The sequence below is a fragment of the Bosea sp. 685 genome (assembly GCF_031884435.1).
In the GTDB taxonomy this organism is placed as follows: Bacteria; Pseudomonadota; Alphaproteobacteria; order Rhizobiales; family Beijerinckiaceae; genus Allobosea.
In genome coordinates this window covers 6,339,258-6,353,203 of record NZ_CP134779.1, presented here as the reverse complement: position 1 = coordinate 6,353,203, position 13,946 = coordinate 6,339,258, and the positions used below count along the sequence as shown (strand labels likewise).

The window sequence follows — 13,946 nt, the reverse complement described above, 5'->3', positions numbered from 1 at the left end:
ATGACCGAGACCGGACCGGAACCGACCGCGACCCGCATCGACCCGAAGCTGCTTGAGATCCTGGTTTGCCCGGTGACCAAGACGACGCTCGAATATGATGCGGCCAAGCAGGAGCTGATCAGCCGCGCCGCCAAGCTCGCCTACCCGATCCGCGACGGCATCCCGATCATGCTGCCGGAAGAGGCAAGGCAATTGGAGGGGTAGTGCTAGAGCGTTTTCGAGCGAAGCGGATACCGGTTCGCGTGAAGAAAACGCGTTAAAACAAAGAGCTAGAGCATTTCCGCGATTCGGAGAAACGCGGAAATGCTCTAGTAGCACCAGTGCGTCATTCTCGGGCTTGACCCGAGAATCTCGAGTCAAAAGAAGCTTCCTTTGGAGTGAGCCTTCTGATCCTGAGATTCTCGGGTCAAGCCCGAGCATGACGCGGTAGTACTGCCCCTTAAAGCGCCTCGCCCCGCAACAGCCGGGGCGTCGCGCCGGCGAGCCCTGCGGCCTCGCGAATGAAGAAGCGCTTCAGTCCCGGCAACCGATCGACCAGGCCCAGGCCGAGATCGCGCGCGAGCCTCACCGGGGTGACGTCGTTCGAGAACAACCGGTTCAGCCCGTCTGTGACCGCACCCATCGCCACCGTGTCGAAGCGGCGGGCACGCTCATAGCCTTCGAGCGCCTCGGCGCTTCCCGGATCGAGCCCGAGCCGGGCCGCGTCGACGATCGCCTCGGCCAGGGCCGCGACATCCTTCAGGCCGAGATTGAGCCCCTGTCCGGCGATCGGGTGGATGACATGGGCGGCGTCGCCGAGCAGGGCCAGCCGCTCCCCGACGAAGCGCCGCGCCACACCGAAGCCAAGCGGATGCGCGCTGATAGCGCTCTCCAGCGCAATCTCGCCGAGTTCCAGCCCAAAACGCCGCTCGATCTCGGCCAAGAGATCGGCCGCGTCGAGCGAGAGCAGCGCCGGCACATTCTCCGCGCCTTCAGTCCAGACGATCGATGAGCGATGGCCGAGCTTGCCGCCATCGCTGAGCGGCAGGATGGCGAAGGGTCCCGACGGCAGGAAATGCTCGACGGCGCGGCCATGATGCGGGCGCTCGTGACCCAGCGTCGCCACGAGCCCGGTTTGTCGATAGGCCCAGCCGACCCAGCCGATACCGGCCTGCTCGCGCAGCTTCGAGCGCGCCCCGTCGGCCGCGACGAGCAAAGCCGCCTGGAGCCGCTCGCCATCAGCGAATCGGAGTTCGACCTCGTCATCCCTGCTCTCGAAACGGCGCACGCCCTCGGGGCGCAGCACCACGCCCGCAGCGCCGCAGGCGTCGAGAAGCGCGCTCAGCAGCGCCGCATTCTCGACCATATGAGCGAAGGGCTGGCCGGGTTCGACCTCGCCATCGAACGTCAGGAAGACCGGGCGCACCAGATCCGGGCTGCGGCTGTCGGTGACGACCATCTCGGTCATCGGCTGGGCGGTCGCCGCGACCTTCGGCCAGATTCCGAGCGCCTCCAGCATGTTCTGCGCCGCGGCGGCGACCGCGTAGGCGCGGCTGTCGGCGCGTGGGGCCAGGCTCAACGACGGATCGGCCAGCACGATCTCGAAGCCTGCGCCAAGCGCCTGCTTCAGCGCCAGCGCCAGCGACAATCCGGCGATCCCGCCGCCCGCGATCACGATCCGGTTGCGGGCCAGGCCCAGTCCAGACGCCATTGGAATCCACTCCTCGCCCGACGGCCCTGCAGAAGGCGCGCCGGCTTGACGACGCGCGATGCGTCGGTGCTGATGCAGCATAGACTGCGATCGCGCCCGCCCGAAGAGCCTTCAGACCATGTCACAGATCAGCGACTCCCTGCTGTCGATCCTCGACCTCGAGCCGCTCGAACGCAATCTGTTCCGGGGTCGCAGCCCCAAGGTCGGCTGGGCGCGCGTCTTCGGCGGGCAGGTGATCGGCCAGGCGCTCTACGCCGCCTGCAAGACGGTGGAGGATCGCCAGCCTCACTCGCTGCACGCCTATTTCCTGCTCCCGGGCGATCCCGAGATCCCGATCGTCTACGAGGTCGACCGTTTGCGCGACGGCCGCTCCTTCACCACGCGGCGCGTGCTGGCGATCCAGAAGGGCGAGGCGATCTTCGCCATGTCGGCCTCCTTCCACGTCGCGGAAGAAGGTTTCGAGCACCAGATGCCGATGCCCGACGTGCCGATGCCCGAGGATCTGCCCGACCGCGAGACCATGAAACGCAGCGTGCTGCCGCATATGCCCGACGCCGTGCGCGCCTATTACCAGCGCGAAAGGCCAATCGAGATCAGGCCGGTCGAATTGGCGCGCTATGCCAGCGGCGGCAAGATGGAGCCGAAATTCAACGTCTGGATCAAGACGATGCAGCCCTTGCCCGACGAACCGGCGATCCACCAGAGCGTGCTCGCCTATGCTTCGGACCTGATGCTGCTCGATTCGAGCCTGATCGCGCATGGCAGAAACGTTTTCGACAAGCAGATCCAGGGCGCCAGCCTCGACCATGCGCTCTGGTTCCACCGGCCCTTCCGCGCCGACGAATGGCTGCTCTATGCCCAGGACAGCCCCTCGACCTCCGGTGCGCGCGGCTTTTCACGCGGCCTCATCTTCAACCGGGACGGCAAGCTGGTCGCCTCGGTTGCACAGGAAGGGCTGATCCGTCCGAGGCCGGACATGGCATGAGCGCTTTCTAAGCATCAGCCCAATAAATCATCATTTGCATATTTCTTGATCAGCGCTGGCGGCCTCATCGCCGGCGTATTCGCTGATTCGCGAATTCAACCCCCGGTGTGACCACGGGGCAGTTGGCACGCGCCTTGAATTGCCGATTCCCGACGTGCGCCGAAACTCTCACAGGTGCGCGAGGCGCAACAAGATCGCCGGGGCTGACTTCCGGGCGGCGTAAACGGGGAAACCCTGCAATGAAGATCGTGATGGCTATCATCAAGCCGTTCAAGCTGGAGGAGGTGCGCGACGGGCTCACCGCCATCGGCGTGCATGGCCTGACCGTGACCGAGGTGAAGGGCTATGGCCGCCAGAAGGGCCACACGGAAATCTACCGTGGTGCCGAATACGCCGTGAGCTTCCTGCCGAAGATCAAGATCGAGGTCGCCGTGTCCGACGAGCTCGTCAGCAAGGTGATCGACGCGATCACCGCCGCCGCCCGCACCGGCCAGATCGGTGACGGCAAGATCTTCGTTTCGTCGATCGAGAAAGCCGTGCGCATCCGCACCGGTGAAACCGACGGCGACGCCCTCTGAGCCAGCGATCCTTCAGGAGTTTCCAACGATGAATTTCAAGACCCTCAGCCGGGCCGGACTTGTCGGGCTGGCGCTCGCGGCGGCCGCTGGCACCGCGCTCGCGCAGGCTCCGGCCACCCCTCCCGCGCCCGTTCCCAACAAGGGCGACGTCGCCTTCATGATGAGCTCGACGATCCTCGTCCTGCTCATGACCATTCCCGGCCTCGCACTGTTCTATGGCGGTCTCGTCCGCAGCAAAAACATGCTCTCCGTGCTGACGCAGGTCTTCGCGATCGTCTGCATCGTCTGCCTGCTCTGGGTGTTCTACGGCTACTCGCTCGCCTTCACCAATGGCGGCAGCCTGAACGATTATGTCGGCGGCTTCTCCAAGGCCTTCCTGAAGGGCATCGATCCGAACTCGACGGCCGCGACCTTCTCCAACGGCGTCGTCATTCCGGAATATGTCTATATCTGCTTCCAGATGACCTTTGCCTGCATCACGCCGGCCCTCATCGTCGGCGCCTTCGCCGAGCGCATGAAGTTCTCGGCGCTGCTGCTCTTCAGCGTGCTCTGGGCCACCTTCATCTATTTCCCGATGGCCCATATGGTCTGGTACTGGGGCGGTCCCGACGTTGTCGGCAACGCTGCCAAGGCGCTGGCTGACGCCGGGGCGGACGGCAAGGTTGCGGCCCAGGCCGCGCTCGACGCCGTCAACGCCGATGCCGGCATGCTCTTCAAATGGGGCGCGCTCGACTTCGCCGGCGGCACCGTCGTGCACATCAATGCCGGCATCGCGGGCTTGGTCGGCTGCCTGCTGCTCGGCAAGCGCATCGGCTATGGCAAGGAGCTGATGGCTCCCCACTCGCTGACCATGACGCTGATCGGCGGCGCCCTGCTCTGGGTCGGCTGGTTCGGCTTCAACGCCGGCTCCAACCTGGAAGCCAACGGCACCGCCGCGCTCGCCATGATCAACACCTTCGTCGCCACGGCGGCGGCGGCAGTCGGCTGGCTCTTCGTGGAATGGGCCGTCAAGGGCAAGCCCTCGATGCTCGGCATGGTCTCGGGCGCCGTTGCCGGCCTCGTCGCGGTCACCCCCGCCGCCGGCTTTGCCGGTCCGATGGGTTCGATCATTCTGGGCCTTGTCGCCGGCGTCGTCTGCTTCGTCTTCTGCTCCACCGTCAAGAACGCGCTGGGCTATGACGACTCGCTCGACGTCTTCGGCATCCACTGCATCGGCGGCATCATCGGCGCCCTGGCGACCGGCATCCTGGTGAATGTCGATCTCGGCGGCGTCGGCATCCCGGACTACTCCTCGAAGCCCGGTGAACTCGCCGTCGGCGCCTATGTGCTGGGCGATGCCTTCCTCTCCCAGGCCAAGGCCGTGCTGTTCACGCTGGTGTTCAGCGGTGTCGGCTCGCTGATCCTCTACAAGATCGTCGACGTCATCGTCGGCTTGCGCGTCGCCCCCGATCAGGAGCGCGAAGGCCTCGACATCGCCGAGCATGGCGAGCGCGCCTATCACGACTGAGCGGTTCTCGCCTCAGCGACTCACGTGAAAAACCCCGGCGGGAAACCGCCGGGGTTTTTCATTGGCGTCGTTGCGAGCCAAGCGAAGCAATGAAGGTTAGCCCACCGGCGCCTTGTTCAGCGCGATCTCGAGCACCTGCACGCCCTCCGGCAGCTCTATCAGGAACTCTTCATCACGCGGCAAATGGTGGATCTTGCGTGGATCGGGCCCGGCGAAGCGCGACATCGCCTCGACGCTTTCCCAGTACGAGATCGTGAGGAACTCGCTTTCGGTCGCGCGGTCCTCCCGGAACATCTGCGCGCCGAGCGCATGTTCGAGCAGCGGAGGTACGCCGACCTCGCGCAGATAGACCGCATACTCATCCGCTTTCTCCGCCAGCGTGCGCCCACGCCAGATCCGTGCGATCGTTGCAACCTTGCCGCCATTGCCGTCGAGCATGCCGCCCTCCCTCTCCCGGGTTCAGCACGGAACGCTTTTGGCTCTGCCTTCGTTCCGCGTGCAACTGCCCCTTCCGGACGGCGCAAGGTTAAGCGGGTCTTAACCTCACCTTCCTAACGTGACCGGACAGGCCCGACTCTCGCGGCCGGAAGCCCGAAGCACGACACCAGCATGCGCACGATCCGACGTTCCTCCTCGCTGATGGACCGCCTGCCCGATCCGGTGCGGGAGTTCCTGTCGCGGCGCGCGGCGGAGCTCGTCGGGCTCGGCCTGCTGGCCCTGACATCGGCGATCGCGATCGCGCTCGCGACCTGGTCGGTCGACGATCCCAGCATCAACAACGCCACCAGCGGCGCCGTCAGGAACTGGCTCGGCCGTCCCGGTGCCATGGTCGCCGATCTGCTGATGCAATTGATCGGGCTCGGCGTCGTCGCGCTGCTGTTCCCGCCGGTGATCTGGGCGCTGCGGCTGGTGCGTTTCCATCTGTTCGATCGCGGCGCGCTCAAGCTCGGCCTCTGGGTCGTCGGCATCGTCGCCACCGGCGCGGTCGCCAGCGCGCTCCCCGCCACGCCGCGCTGGCCGCTGCCGACCGGCATGGGCGGCGTCATCGGCGACGGCCTGCTGTTCGGCACCCGCAACCTCGTCGGCATCGCCGGCAATGCGCTGAGCGGCCTCGTCGGCTTCCTTTATGCCGGCATCTCGATCCTTGCGATCACCGCCGCGGCCGGCTTCGGCTTCGTCACCGATGAGGATCCGATCGCCGAGAACGAGGATGAGGACGAATCCTGGAGCGAGAGCGAGGATCGTCGCGACGACGAACCCGGCATCGCCGTCATCCTGATCGGCTGGCTCGCCCATGGCGCGATGTCGCTCAGGGGCATGATCCTGCGCCGCCTGCCGCAGCCGCCCGAGCCGCTGGTCAATACAGGCCCGGCCGCCTCGGCCCCCGTGCCCGGCCGCGTCCGTCGCGAGCCGCAATTCGGCGAGGCCGCACCACGCGCCGCAAGCCCGCCTTTCGCGCCCGAGCCCCTGCCCGTTTCACGCCCGTCGCGGCCCGTTGCGCTCGACCTGCCCGAAGACGACGACGAGCCGCAGGATCTGCGCGATCTCAACGCACCACGCGTCACTGCGCCTGCGGTCGCGCCCAAGCCGGGAAAGCGCATGCAGCGCGAGGCCCAGCCCTCGCTGCTCGACCGCGACCAGTTCGAATTGCCGCCGCTGACCTATCTGTCGGAACCCAAGAAGCTGCCCGCCAACGCGATCTCGACCGACGCGCTGGAGCAGAACGCCACCTTGCTCGAAGGCGTGCTCGAGGATTTCGGCGTGCGCGGCGAGATCACCCAGGTTCGCCCCGGCCCTGTGGTGACGCTATACGAGCTTGAGCCTGCGCCCGGCACGAAGTCGTCGCGGGTGATTTCGCTTGCCGACGACATCGCCCGCTCGATGAGCGCGATCGCAGCCCGCGTCGCCGTGATTCCGGGCAAGAACGCCATCGGCATCGAACTGCCCAACGCCAAGCGCGAGACCGTCTTCCTGCGCGAACTGCTGGCGAGCCAGGATTTCGAGAGCTCCAAGCACAAGCTCGCACTGGGGCTGGGCAAGACCATCGGCGGCGAGCCGGTGATCGTCGACCTCGCCCGCATGCCGCATCTGCTCGTCGCCGGCACCACCGGCTCGGGCAAATCGGTGGCGATCAACACCATGATCCTGTCGCTGCTCTACCGGCTGAAGCCGGAGGAGTGCCGCCTCATCATGGTCGATCCAAAGATGCTCGAACTCTCCGTCTATGACGGCATTCCCCATCTGCTCACGCCGGTCGTCACCGACCCGAAGAAGGCGGTCGTCGCCCTGAAATGGGCGGTGCGCGAGATGGAGGAGCGCTACAAGAAGATGTCGAAGGTCTCGGTGCGCAACATCGACGGCTTCAATGCCCGCGTCGGCGAGGCGAAGGCGGCCGGCGAGGTCATCACCCGCACCGTGCAGACCGGCTTCGACAAGCATTCCGGCGAGGCGATCTATGAGGAGGAGGTCATGGACCTCGAGCCTCTGCCCTATATCGTCGTCATCGTCGACGAGATGGCCGATCTGATGATGGTCGCGGGCAAGGAGATCGAGGGCACGATCCAGCGTCTCGCCCAGATGGCGCGCGCGGCCGGCATCCATGTCGTGCTGGCGACGCAGCGCCCCTCGGTCGACGTCATCACCGGCACGATCAAGGCGAACTTCCCGACCCGGATCTCCTTCCAGGTCACCTCCAAGATCGACTCGCGCACGATCCTGGGCGAGCAGGGCGCCGAGCAGCTGCTCGGCCAGGGCGACATGCTCTACATGGCCGGCGGCGGGCGCATCACCCGCGTCCACGGCCCCTTCGTCAGCGATGCCGAGGTCGAGAAGGTCGTCGCGCATCTCAAGACGCAAGGCCGGCCGCAATATCTCGAGGCCGTCACCTCCGAGGAGGAGGAGGGCGCAGCTGAAGGCGAGGACGGCGCGGTCTTCGACAAGAGCGCGATGGGCCAGGCCGAGAGCGACGACCCTTACGACCAGGCGGTGGCGGTGGTGCTGCGCGACAAGAAGGCCTCGACCTCCTATATCCAGCGCCGTCTCCAGATCGGCTACAACCGCGCCGCCTCGATCATGGAGCGGATGGAGAACGAAGGCATCGTCGGCCCTGCCAACCACGCCGGCAAGCGCGAGATCTTGGTCGAAACCGGCAGGGCCCGCGAAGACGAGGATTGAAACACCGCTATCCCGTCCTCAAATTGCCATGACGGTACTGCAACCTTCAGCGATCGCGATGCGTTGATTGGAGCGGGTTCGTGAGAGTGGGAACCGGTTTTTCGAATGAATCCCGCGCCAGGATTTGACCGGGGCGGTGGGTTCGCCTCCATGACCCGTTTGTTGCAACGTGCCGGCAAAGGCACGATGATCCCGGCCTCTGGGCCGATTTTGAGTGGAGCTTGCATGCTCATGACACGCCGCCTCCGGATGCGGGCCTCTATCGGCGCGCTCGCCGCGCTCGGCTTCGCAGCCTCCATCGGTGGGGCCAGCGCCCAGCCGCTGAATCTGCAGCCGTCCAAGCCGGCGATCGCCTCCGCCAAGCCGTCGCGCAGCGGCACGCGCCTGCCTCCCGTGCGGCCTGAGGGCCTCGGATTGGCGCGCATGGCGTCGGCGGCGACGCCTGTGCAAACCGCTTCCGCCGAAGCGCCTCAGCGCATCGCGGCCACCCCGGCGAAAGCATCGGGCAAGTCCTCCGCTCCGCAGACGCAGGACGAGGCCGTCGAGCGGCTGAATACCTATTTCAATGGATTCGCCACTCTGCAGGCCGATTTCATCCAGTTTTCCCCCGATGGGCGCCGTCTTGAGGGCAAGCTTTACATTCAGCGCCCGGGCAAGATGCGCTTCGAGTATCGCGCTCCGGTGACGACCGAGGTCATCGCCGACGGCACCTCCGTCGCCATCCGTGACAAGAAGCTGGCGACGCAGGATATCTATTCGATCGGCCAGACCCCGCTGAAATTCCTGGTCAAGGAGCGCATGGATCTGGCGCGCGATTCGGTCGTGATGGGCGCCAGCACCAAGGGCGACATCCTGTCAGTCAGGATCGAGGACCGCTCGACGCTGGGCGGCACCTCCAAGATCACCCTGAACTACGACATCACCGCCAATGAATTGCGCGGCTGGGTGGTGATCGACCCGCAAGGCTATGAGACCACGGTCTCGGTCTACAATCTCGACACCCAGCGCCGCCCCGATCCGAAGAATTTCATGATCAATTACGAGCGCATGCTCTGACATCCCTTGGCGAATGACCGGATTTCGACCAAGCGTCGTCATTCCGGGCGCACAAGGCAGAACCACCTCGATCTTGCCATGTGTGAGCGCAGATCGGGTGGTGTGCGGCGTTCAATCAGCCATCCCGCCAGGCGTCGGCACTTTCTCTTGAGAATTTTGCTCTTAAGAATCTTGCTCTTGAGAATTTTGCCGGTCGATCAACCTCAGGCTCTTGGTCAGCAAGTCGCCCGTTGCAGTGATGTGTTCCCTTAGGAGCGCGCAAGCCTCATCGGATCGGCCGTTTCTGCACAAATCCAGGAGCCTCCGATGCTCGGCCTGCGATTGAGCGCGATGCTGAGGCATCCGGTCCCATGTGAAGCGAAGATAGCGTTCAAAGTTGAGCCGCATCGCTCGTATAAGGCGCAGCGTCCGGTGCCGCTGAGATGGGCAATAGAGCGTTTCATGGAACGCGGCATTGAGCGCGATGACCTCATCCGTGGTTGTAGCGACATCGAGCTCGTCGAGAAGCTGGGCGGCAGAGGCGATGTCGTCCTTGGACTGATTGGGGATCGCCCATTCCAGCGCCTGGGCCTCGAGCAGGCTGCGCAGCTTGGTCATTTCGAACGCCTCGTCGACGCTCAGAGGCGTCACGCTGACGCCGCGCCGAGGTTCGAAAACAAGAAAGCCTTCAGAGCCGAGTTGCTTGAAGGCCTCCCTGACGATCATCTGGCTGACGCCGAACTGCGAGGCGATGTGATCCTGCCTGAGCCGCTCGCCGCCCTCGATCTGGCCCCGCAAGATGCCACGTCGCAATGCGTCGGCAACGGTCTCCGCCGCCGAGCGATTGTCCACTTGATTGGCTTGCAATTGGGGCAAGATCGCCGAACGCGACACGGTCTTCTCCGAGGCTATCGATTTGCGCTGGCAGCAAAGGCTTGGCGCAGATTCCGATAGGCCGTCAAGGCCAGAGCATCGGCTACGAAAAGAGGGAACCGGTTTTCGGGACAAGCCGATGCAAGATCAAAACCCTACAGCATCAGGCCGAATACGATATTCGGTCTGATGCTGTAGGTGGGTTTCAAGCTTCCGGTGCGCGCCGTCGGGAAGCGCCGACAAGGAAGCATGGCCGCGAGCCAGGCAGGGTCGCCGGCAGATCCGGCAAGGCCCAGCGCAAGCAGGCAGCGGCGATGCGCGACGAGCCGGACGCGATCGATCCAAAAAGGATGGTTATGGCGATGCGGCTCCAGCAAGAGCGGTGTTGCTTGATTAGCGATAATCGTTTATCGCTAATCAAGCAACCGAGTGGAATGGAGATTTGCTGTGGGCCTGCGCTTGTCGGATTTCGATGCCGTCACATTCGACGTCTACGGGACATTGATCGACTGGGAACCGTCCATCATCGCCTTCCTGTCGCGATGGACTTCGCAGCATGGGATCGTCGCACCCGGCCCGGATCTGCTCATGGCTTTCGATCGGGCCCGCGCCGAAATCCAGCAGGAGCGCCCCGCTCTTCTCTACCCGGACGTGCTGCGCCAGTGCTTCGATCGCATTTCGGCCGAGTTCGGCGTGGCGGTGGACGAGGAGCTGAAGGAAGAGTTCTCCCGCGCTCCCCATTCCTGGCTCGCCTATCCCGACAGCCATGAAGGTCTCAAGACGTTGCAGGCACGCGCGAAAATCGGCGCGCTGAGCAATATCGACGAAAGCTCGCTCGCCTCGTCCAGCCGGCATCTCGATGTCTCGTTCGACCTCGTCGTCACGGCAGAACGCGTCGGCGCCTACAAGCCGGACACGCCGCATTTCGAGACGGCCATTCGGGAACTCGCAGCCATCGGCATCGAGCGCAGGCGCATTCTCCATGTCGGCCAGAGTCTTCGCGCCGACATCACGCCAGCCAACCGCCTCGGCCTCACCTGCGCCTGGATCAACCGTGGCGGGCGCTCTCTAGGATTGACCGGCTACGGCGCCGAGCACGCCAAGCCCGATCTCTCGGTTTCGACATTGGCCGAACTCGTCGCAGCACTGACCGCCAATGAGGCGGCCATCGTCTGAATCGAGAACGTCAGAGGGAAAACAAGCGGCATAATCGGCATATCATCATCGCTGCAGCAGGGCCCGCTTTGCCCCGGCATCCGGCCTGATCCTCGACCAGCTCCGCCAGGACCCTAAATCGATCGGAGCGCTCTGGGTTCTGCGATGACTTTCGGACCGGCGCCACTGACGCCGCTTGTCCGGAATGATGGCGTGATTGCGCTCGCGGTGCTTGCTTTTCCGCGCGCTACAAACCAGTTTCCGGCAGCCCTCCGCCCGGAACATTCGCGTGCAACTCACCGTCACCAGCTGGAATATCAATTCGGTGCGCCTGCGCATCGGCATGGTCTGCGATTTCCTGACCACGCATGCGCCCGATGTGCTGTGCCTGCAGGAGACTAAGACGCCCGACGAGCAGTTTCCGGCCAAGGCCTTTGAGAAGATCGGCTATGTCCATCAGGCCTTCATCGGCCAGAAGGGCTATAATGGCGTCGCCATCGTCTCAAAGCTGCCCTTCAGCGAGAAGGAGGCCATGGCGATGTGCGGCAAGAACGACGCCCGCCACATGACCGTCGTGCTCGACAAGGCCGCGGGTGCCGCCGCCGGCGTCGCGATCCATAATTTCTACATTCCGGCGGGCGGCGATATTCCCGACCCGGCCAGGAACGACAAATTCGCCCATAAACTCGCCTTCCTCGACGAGATCGGCGCCTGGGGCATCGCCAAGAAGCCGACCGACCGGCCCGCCATCCTGCTCGGCGATCTCAACATCGCGCCCTATGAGCACGATGTCTGGAGCCACAAGCAATTGCTCGATGTGGTCAGCCATACGCCGATCGAGACGACGACGCTGGAGAAGCTGCGCAGCGAGCTCGGCTGGACCGATGCTGCGCGCACGCTCAGGCCTGAACCGGAGAAACTCTATAGCTGGTGGAGCTACCGCGCCGCCGACTGGGAAGCCTCCAACCGCGGCCGCCGCCTCGACCATATCTGGCTCTCGGACGCGCTGAAGCCGGCTTTGCGCGACCTCACCTTCCTGCGCGAAGCACGCGGCTGGGAGCGTCCCTCGGACCACGTGCCGGTAACGGTGACGCTGGAGCTTTGAGGCTCTTCTATCAGCCCCGATCAATCGCGTTCAGCGCGGCCTGGACCTGGCTCAACTCGCCGACGAACTCGCGCAAACGATCGCCGATCGCTTCAGCGATCGCCTCGGCCGAACTCGGAAACTCAGCGAGGACACGGCGCATCACGCTGCGCGACAGCTTCATCACTTGCGTCGGCTCGCGCGCGATCGCCGTCACCGGCCGGTGCGCCGAGGTGAACAGGGCGATCTCTCCAAGCAAGGCGCCAGCGCCGACGATCTCGTCGGCGGGCTGGCCGTCATCCTGGTGCAGCAAGGCAACCGCCCCCGAGATGATCAGCACCGCGCCATCCGACATCTCGCCGCCACGAAACAGTACATCGCCGGCGCGCAGGATGCGGCTTTCCGCCGCGAATGCCACCAGCCGCAGCGCATCGCGCTCCATCAGACTCAGCAGCGGCTGCCGGGCCAGCAGGGCAATGTCGTTGTCGAGAGCCATATCGACTTAAGGGTTGAGGCGGTAACCGCCCGCATCCGTCACGAGCAAACGCGCATTGCCCGGATCGGGTTCGATCTTCTGGCGCAACCGGTAGATATGCGTCTCGAGCGTGTGGGTCGTGACCTGACTGTTATAGCCCCAGACCTCCTGCAGCAGGATCTCGCGGGCGATCGGCTTGCGACCGGCGCGATAGAGAAAGCGCAGGATCGCGGTTTCCTTCTCGGTCAGCTTGGTCTTGGAGCCCTTCTCGCTGACCAGCAGCTTCGAGCCGGGATGGAAGGTATAGGGCCCGACCTGAAAGACCGCGTCCTCGCTCGCCTCGTACTGGCGCAAATGCGCCCGGATGCGCGCCAGCAGCACGGCGAATTTGAACGGCTTGACGACATAATCATTGGCGCCGGCTTCCAGCCCCAGCACCGTGTCCGAATCGGAGCCTTGGCCGGTCAGCATGATCACCGGGCTCTTGAAGCCGTTCTTGCGCATCATCTTGACGGCTTCGCGCCCGTCCATGTCGGGCAAGCCGACATCCATCACGGCGAGATCGACCCGCTCGGCCTGCACGGCCTTGACCGCCGAGGTCGCGGTACCGGCAGTCGAGATCTTGAACTCATCGTAAAGCGCGAGCTGTTCGGCCAGCGCGTCGCGCAATGTCTCGTCATCATCGACGAGAAGGATATGATGGACGGCGGACATGAACGATCATTGTGACGGTTGCGCAGCGGGCACCATGAGCCCGCTGATTCGTGTCTGCAAGTCACGCAGGATGGAATTTCAGTGAGAAAACGTGAGAGCCCGATCACATCCTGGTCGGTTCGCAAGCCGCGCGGTCTCACCCGGCTGCGGGTCTTCGCCTCGGTCCGGGACCGCAGCAAGGGCTTCCTGGTCGCAGGCGGGGCGGTATTCCCCTGCGCGCTCGGTCGCTCCGGCATCGTCGTACTCAAGCGCGAGGGTGATGGCGGCACCCCGCGCGCCGCTTTGCCGCTGCGCAGCGCGCTCTACCGCAAGGCGCGGCTGCCCAGGCCGAGAACCCTTCTGCCGCTGCGTGCCATCACCGCCCGCGACGCCTGGTGCGACGATGCCAGCGACCGCCGCTACAACCAGCTGATAGACCGCCCGCCCGGCGCCGCCGAGGAGCGCCTGACACGCGAGGACCATCTCTACGATGTCATCGTCGAGCTCGGCTGGAACGACGCGCCGGTGATTCGCGGCCGCGGCAGCGCGATCTTCTGGCATCTCGCGCGGGCCGGCTTCACGCCCACGGCCGGCTGCGTCGCGGTCGAGGGCCATGTCTTCGCCAAGGTGCTGCCGCGGCTGGCGCGGCATTGCGTGCTTCTGGTCAGATAGCGCCGCGTCAGCTAGAGCGTTTTCG

General features: G+C 64.8%; 14 protein-coding genes. 9 read left to right on the top strand and 5 right to left on the bottom strand.

Annotated features, from left to right (window positions below; all coding sequences use genetic code 11):
• Window positions 1-204, top strand: a complete 204-nt coding sequence (locus RMR04_RS30890) for a Trm112 family protein (RefSeq protein ID WP_092178252.1) — start codon at window positions 1-3, stop codon at window positions 202-204.
• A 235-nt stretch (window positions 205-439) separates the two neighbouring features.
• On the opposite strand, the gene RMR04_RS30885 is transcribed toward RMR04_RS30890, so the two are convergent.
• A complete protein-coding gene (locus RMR04_RS30885; RefSeq protein ID WP_311912305.1) occupies window positions 440-1,690 on the bottom strand; it encodes a ubiquinone biosynthesis hydroxylase in 1,251 nt (416 codons plus the stop codon).
• Window positions 1,691-1,808: 118 nt separating this feature from the next.
• On the opposite strand from RMR04_RS30885, the gene tesB reads away from it, so the two are divergent.
• The 3 genes from tesB to RMR04_RS30870 all read left to right on the top strand — a co-directional run bounded on the left by tesB (window position 1,809) and on the right by RMR04_RS30870 (window position 4,760).
• Window positions 1,809-2,675 (top strand): acyl-CoA thioesterase II, encoded by an 867-nt coding sequence (gene tesB, locus RMR04_RS30880; RefSeq protein WP_311912304.1) that lies wholly within the window; start codon window positions 1,809-1,811, stop codon window positions 2,673-2,675.
• 239 nt (window positions 2,676-2,914) lie between these two features.
• Window positions 2,915-3,253, top strand: a complete 339-nt coding sequence (locus RMR04_RS30875; RefSeq protein WP_069689062.1) for a P-II family nitrogen regulator — start codon at window positions 2,915-2,917, stop codon at window positions 3,251-3,253.
• A 28-nt stretch (window positions 3,254-3,281) separates the two neighbouring features.
• On the top strand, window positions 3,282-4,760 hold the full coding sequence (locus RMR04_RS30870; RefSeq protein ID WP_311912303.1) for an ammonium transporter: 1,479 nt from the start codon (window positions 3,282-3,284) through the stop codon (window positions 4,758-4,760).
• 96 nt (window positions 4,761-4,856) lie between these two features.
• Here the strand turns inward: RMR04_RS30870 and RMR04_RS30865 are convergent, their stop codons facing one another.
• Window positions 4,857-5,198, bottom strand: a complete 342-nt coding sequence (locus RMR04_RS30865; RefSeq protein WP_311912302.1) for an antibiotic biosynthesis monooxygenase family protein — start codon at window positions 5,196-5,198, stop codon at window positions 4,857-4,859.
• A gap of 171 nt (window positions 5,199-5,369) precedes the next feature.
• Between RMR04_RS30865 and RMR04_RS30860 the strand changes: the two genes are divergently transcribed.
• Entirely contained in the window at window positions 5,370-7,934 is a 2,565-nt protein-coding gene (locus RMR04_RS30860) for a DNA translocase FtsK (RefSeq protein ID WP_311912301.1), read from the top strand.
• Between the two features lie 231 nt (window positions 7,935-8,165).
• On the top strand, window positions 8,166-8,990 hold the full coding sequence (locus tag RMR04_RS30855; RefSeq protein ID WP_311912300.1) for a LolA family protein: 825 nt from the start codon (window positions 8,166-8,168) through the stop codon (window positions 8,988-8,990).
• A gap of 162 nt (window positions 8,991-9,152) precedes the next feature.
• On the opposite strand, the gene RMR04_RS30850 is transcribed toward RMR04_RS30855, so the two are convergent.
• On the bottom strand, window positions 9,153-9,863 hold the full coding sequence (locus RMR04_RS30850) for a GntR family transcriptional regulator (protein WP_311912299.1): 711 nt from the start codon (window positions 9,861-9,863) through the stop codon (window positions 9,153-9,155).
• A 426-nt stretch (window positions 9,864-10,289) separates the two neighbouring features.
• Between RMR04_RS30850 and RMR04_RS30845 the strand changes: the two genes are divergently transcribed.
• Window positions 10,290-11,018, top strand: a complete 729-nt coding sequence (locus RMR04_RS30845) for an HAD-IA family hydrolase (RefSeq protein WP_311912298.1) — start codon at window positions 10,290-10,292, stop codon at window positions 11,016-11,018.
• Between the two features lie 268 nt (window positions 11,019-11,286).
• Window positions 11,287-12,102, top strand: coding sequence for an exodeoxyribonuclease III (xth, locus tag RMR04_RS30840; RefSeq protein ID WP_311912297.1), 816 nt, complete (start codon window positions 11,287-11,289; stop codon window positions 12,100-12,102).
• Between the two features lie 10 nt (window positions 12,103-12,112).
• Here the strand turns inward: xth and RMR04_RS30835 are convergent, their stop codons facing one another.
• Together RMR04_RS30835 and RMR04_RS30830 are read right to left on the bottom strand one after the other, a co-directional pair.
• Window positions 12,113-12,577 carry a cyclic nucleotide-binding domain-containing protein gene (locus RMR04_RS30835; RefSeq protein ID WP_311912296.1) on the bottom strand — a complete coding sequence of 155 codons (465 nt, stop codon included), beginning with the start codon at window positions 12,575-12,577 and terminating at the stop codon, window positions 12,113-12,115.
• Between the two features lie 6 nt (window positions 12,578-12,583).
• Entirely contained in the window at window positions 12,584-13,270 is a 687-nt protein-coding gene (locus RMR04_RS30830; RefSeq protein ID WP_311912295.1) for a response regulator transcription factor, read from the bottom strand.
• An 81-nt stretch (window positions 13,271-13,351) separates the two neighbouring features.
• Between RMR04_RS30830 and RMR04_RS30825 the strand changes: the two genes are divergently transcribed.
• Window positions 13,352-13,921 carry a L,D-transpeptidase family protein gene (locus RMR04_RS30825; protein ID WP_311912294.1) on the top strand — a complete coding sequence of 190 codons (570 nt, stop codon included), beginning with the start codon at window positions 13,352-13,354 and terminating at the stop codon, window positions 13,919-13,921.
• Window positions 13,922-13,946: the final 25 nt, after the last annotated feature.

Coding starts and splice junctions, on each gene's coding strand:
- RMR04_RS30865 (WP_311912302.1), bottom strand. CDS start 5,198: ATGCTCGACGGCAATGGCGGCAAGGTTGCAACGATCGCACGGATCTGG.
- RMR04_RS30870 (WP_311912303.1), top strand. CDS start 3,282: ATGAATTTCAAGACCCTCAGCCGGGCCGGACTTGTCGGGCTGGCGCTC.
- RMR04_RS30875 (WP_069689062.1), top strand. CDS start 2,915: ATGAAGATCGTGATGGCTATCATCAAGCCGTTCAAGCTGGAGGAGGTG.
- RMR04_RS30855 (WP_311912300.1), top strand. CDS start 8,166: ATGACACGCCGCCTCCGGATGCGGGCCTCTATCGGCGCGCTCGCCGCG.
- RMR04_RS30835 (WP_311912296.1), bottom strand. CDS start 12,577: ATGGCTCTCGACAACGACATTGCCCTGCTGGCCCGGCAGCCGCTGCTG.
- tesB (WP_311912304.1), top strand. CDS start 1,809: ATGTCACAGATCAGCGACTCCCTGCTGTCGATCCTCGACCTCGAGCCG.
- RMR04_RS30890 (WP_092178252.1), top strand. CDS start 1: ATGACCGAGACCGGACCGGAACCGACCGCGACCCGCATCGACCCGAAG.
- RMR04_RS30860 (WP_311912301.1), top strand. CDS start 5,370: ATGCGCACGATCCGACGTTCCTCCTCGCTGATGGACCGCCTGCCCGAT.
- RMR04_RS30885 (WP_311912305.1), bottom strand. CDS start 1,690: ATGGCGTCTGGACTGGGCCTGGCCCGCAACCGGATCGTGATCGCGGGC.
- RMR04_RS30830 (WP_311912295.1), bottom strand. CDS start 13,270: ATGTCCGCCGTCCATCATATCCTTCTCGTCGATGATGACGAGACATTG.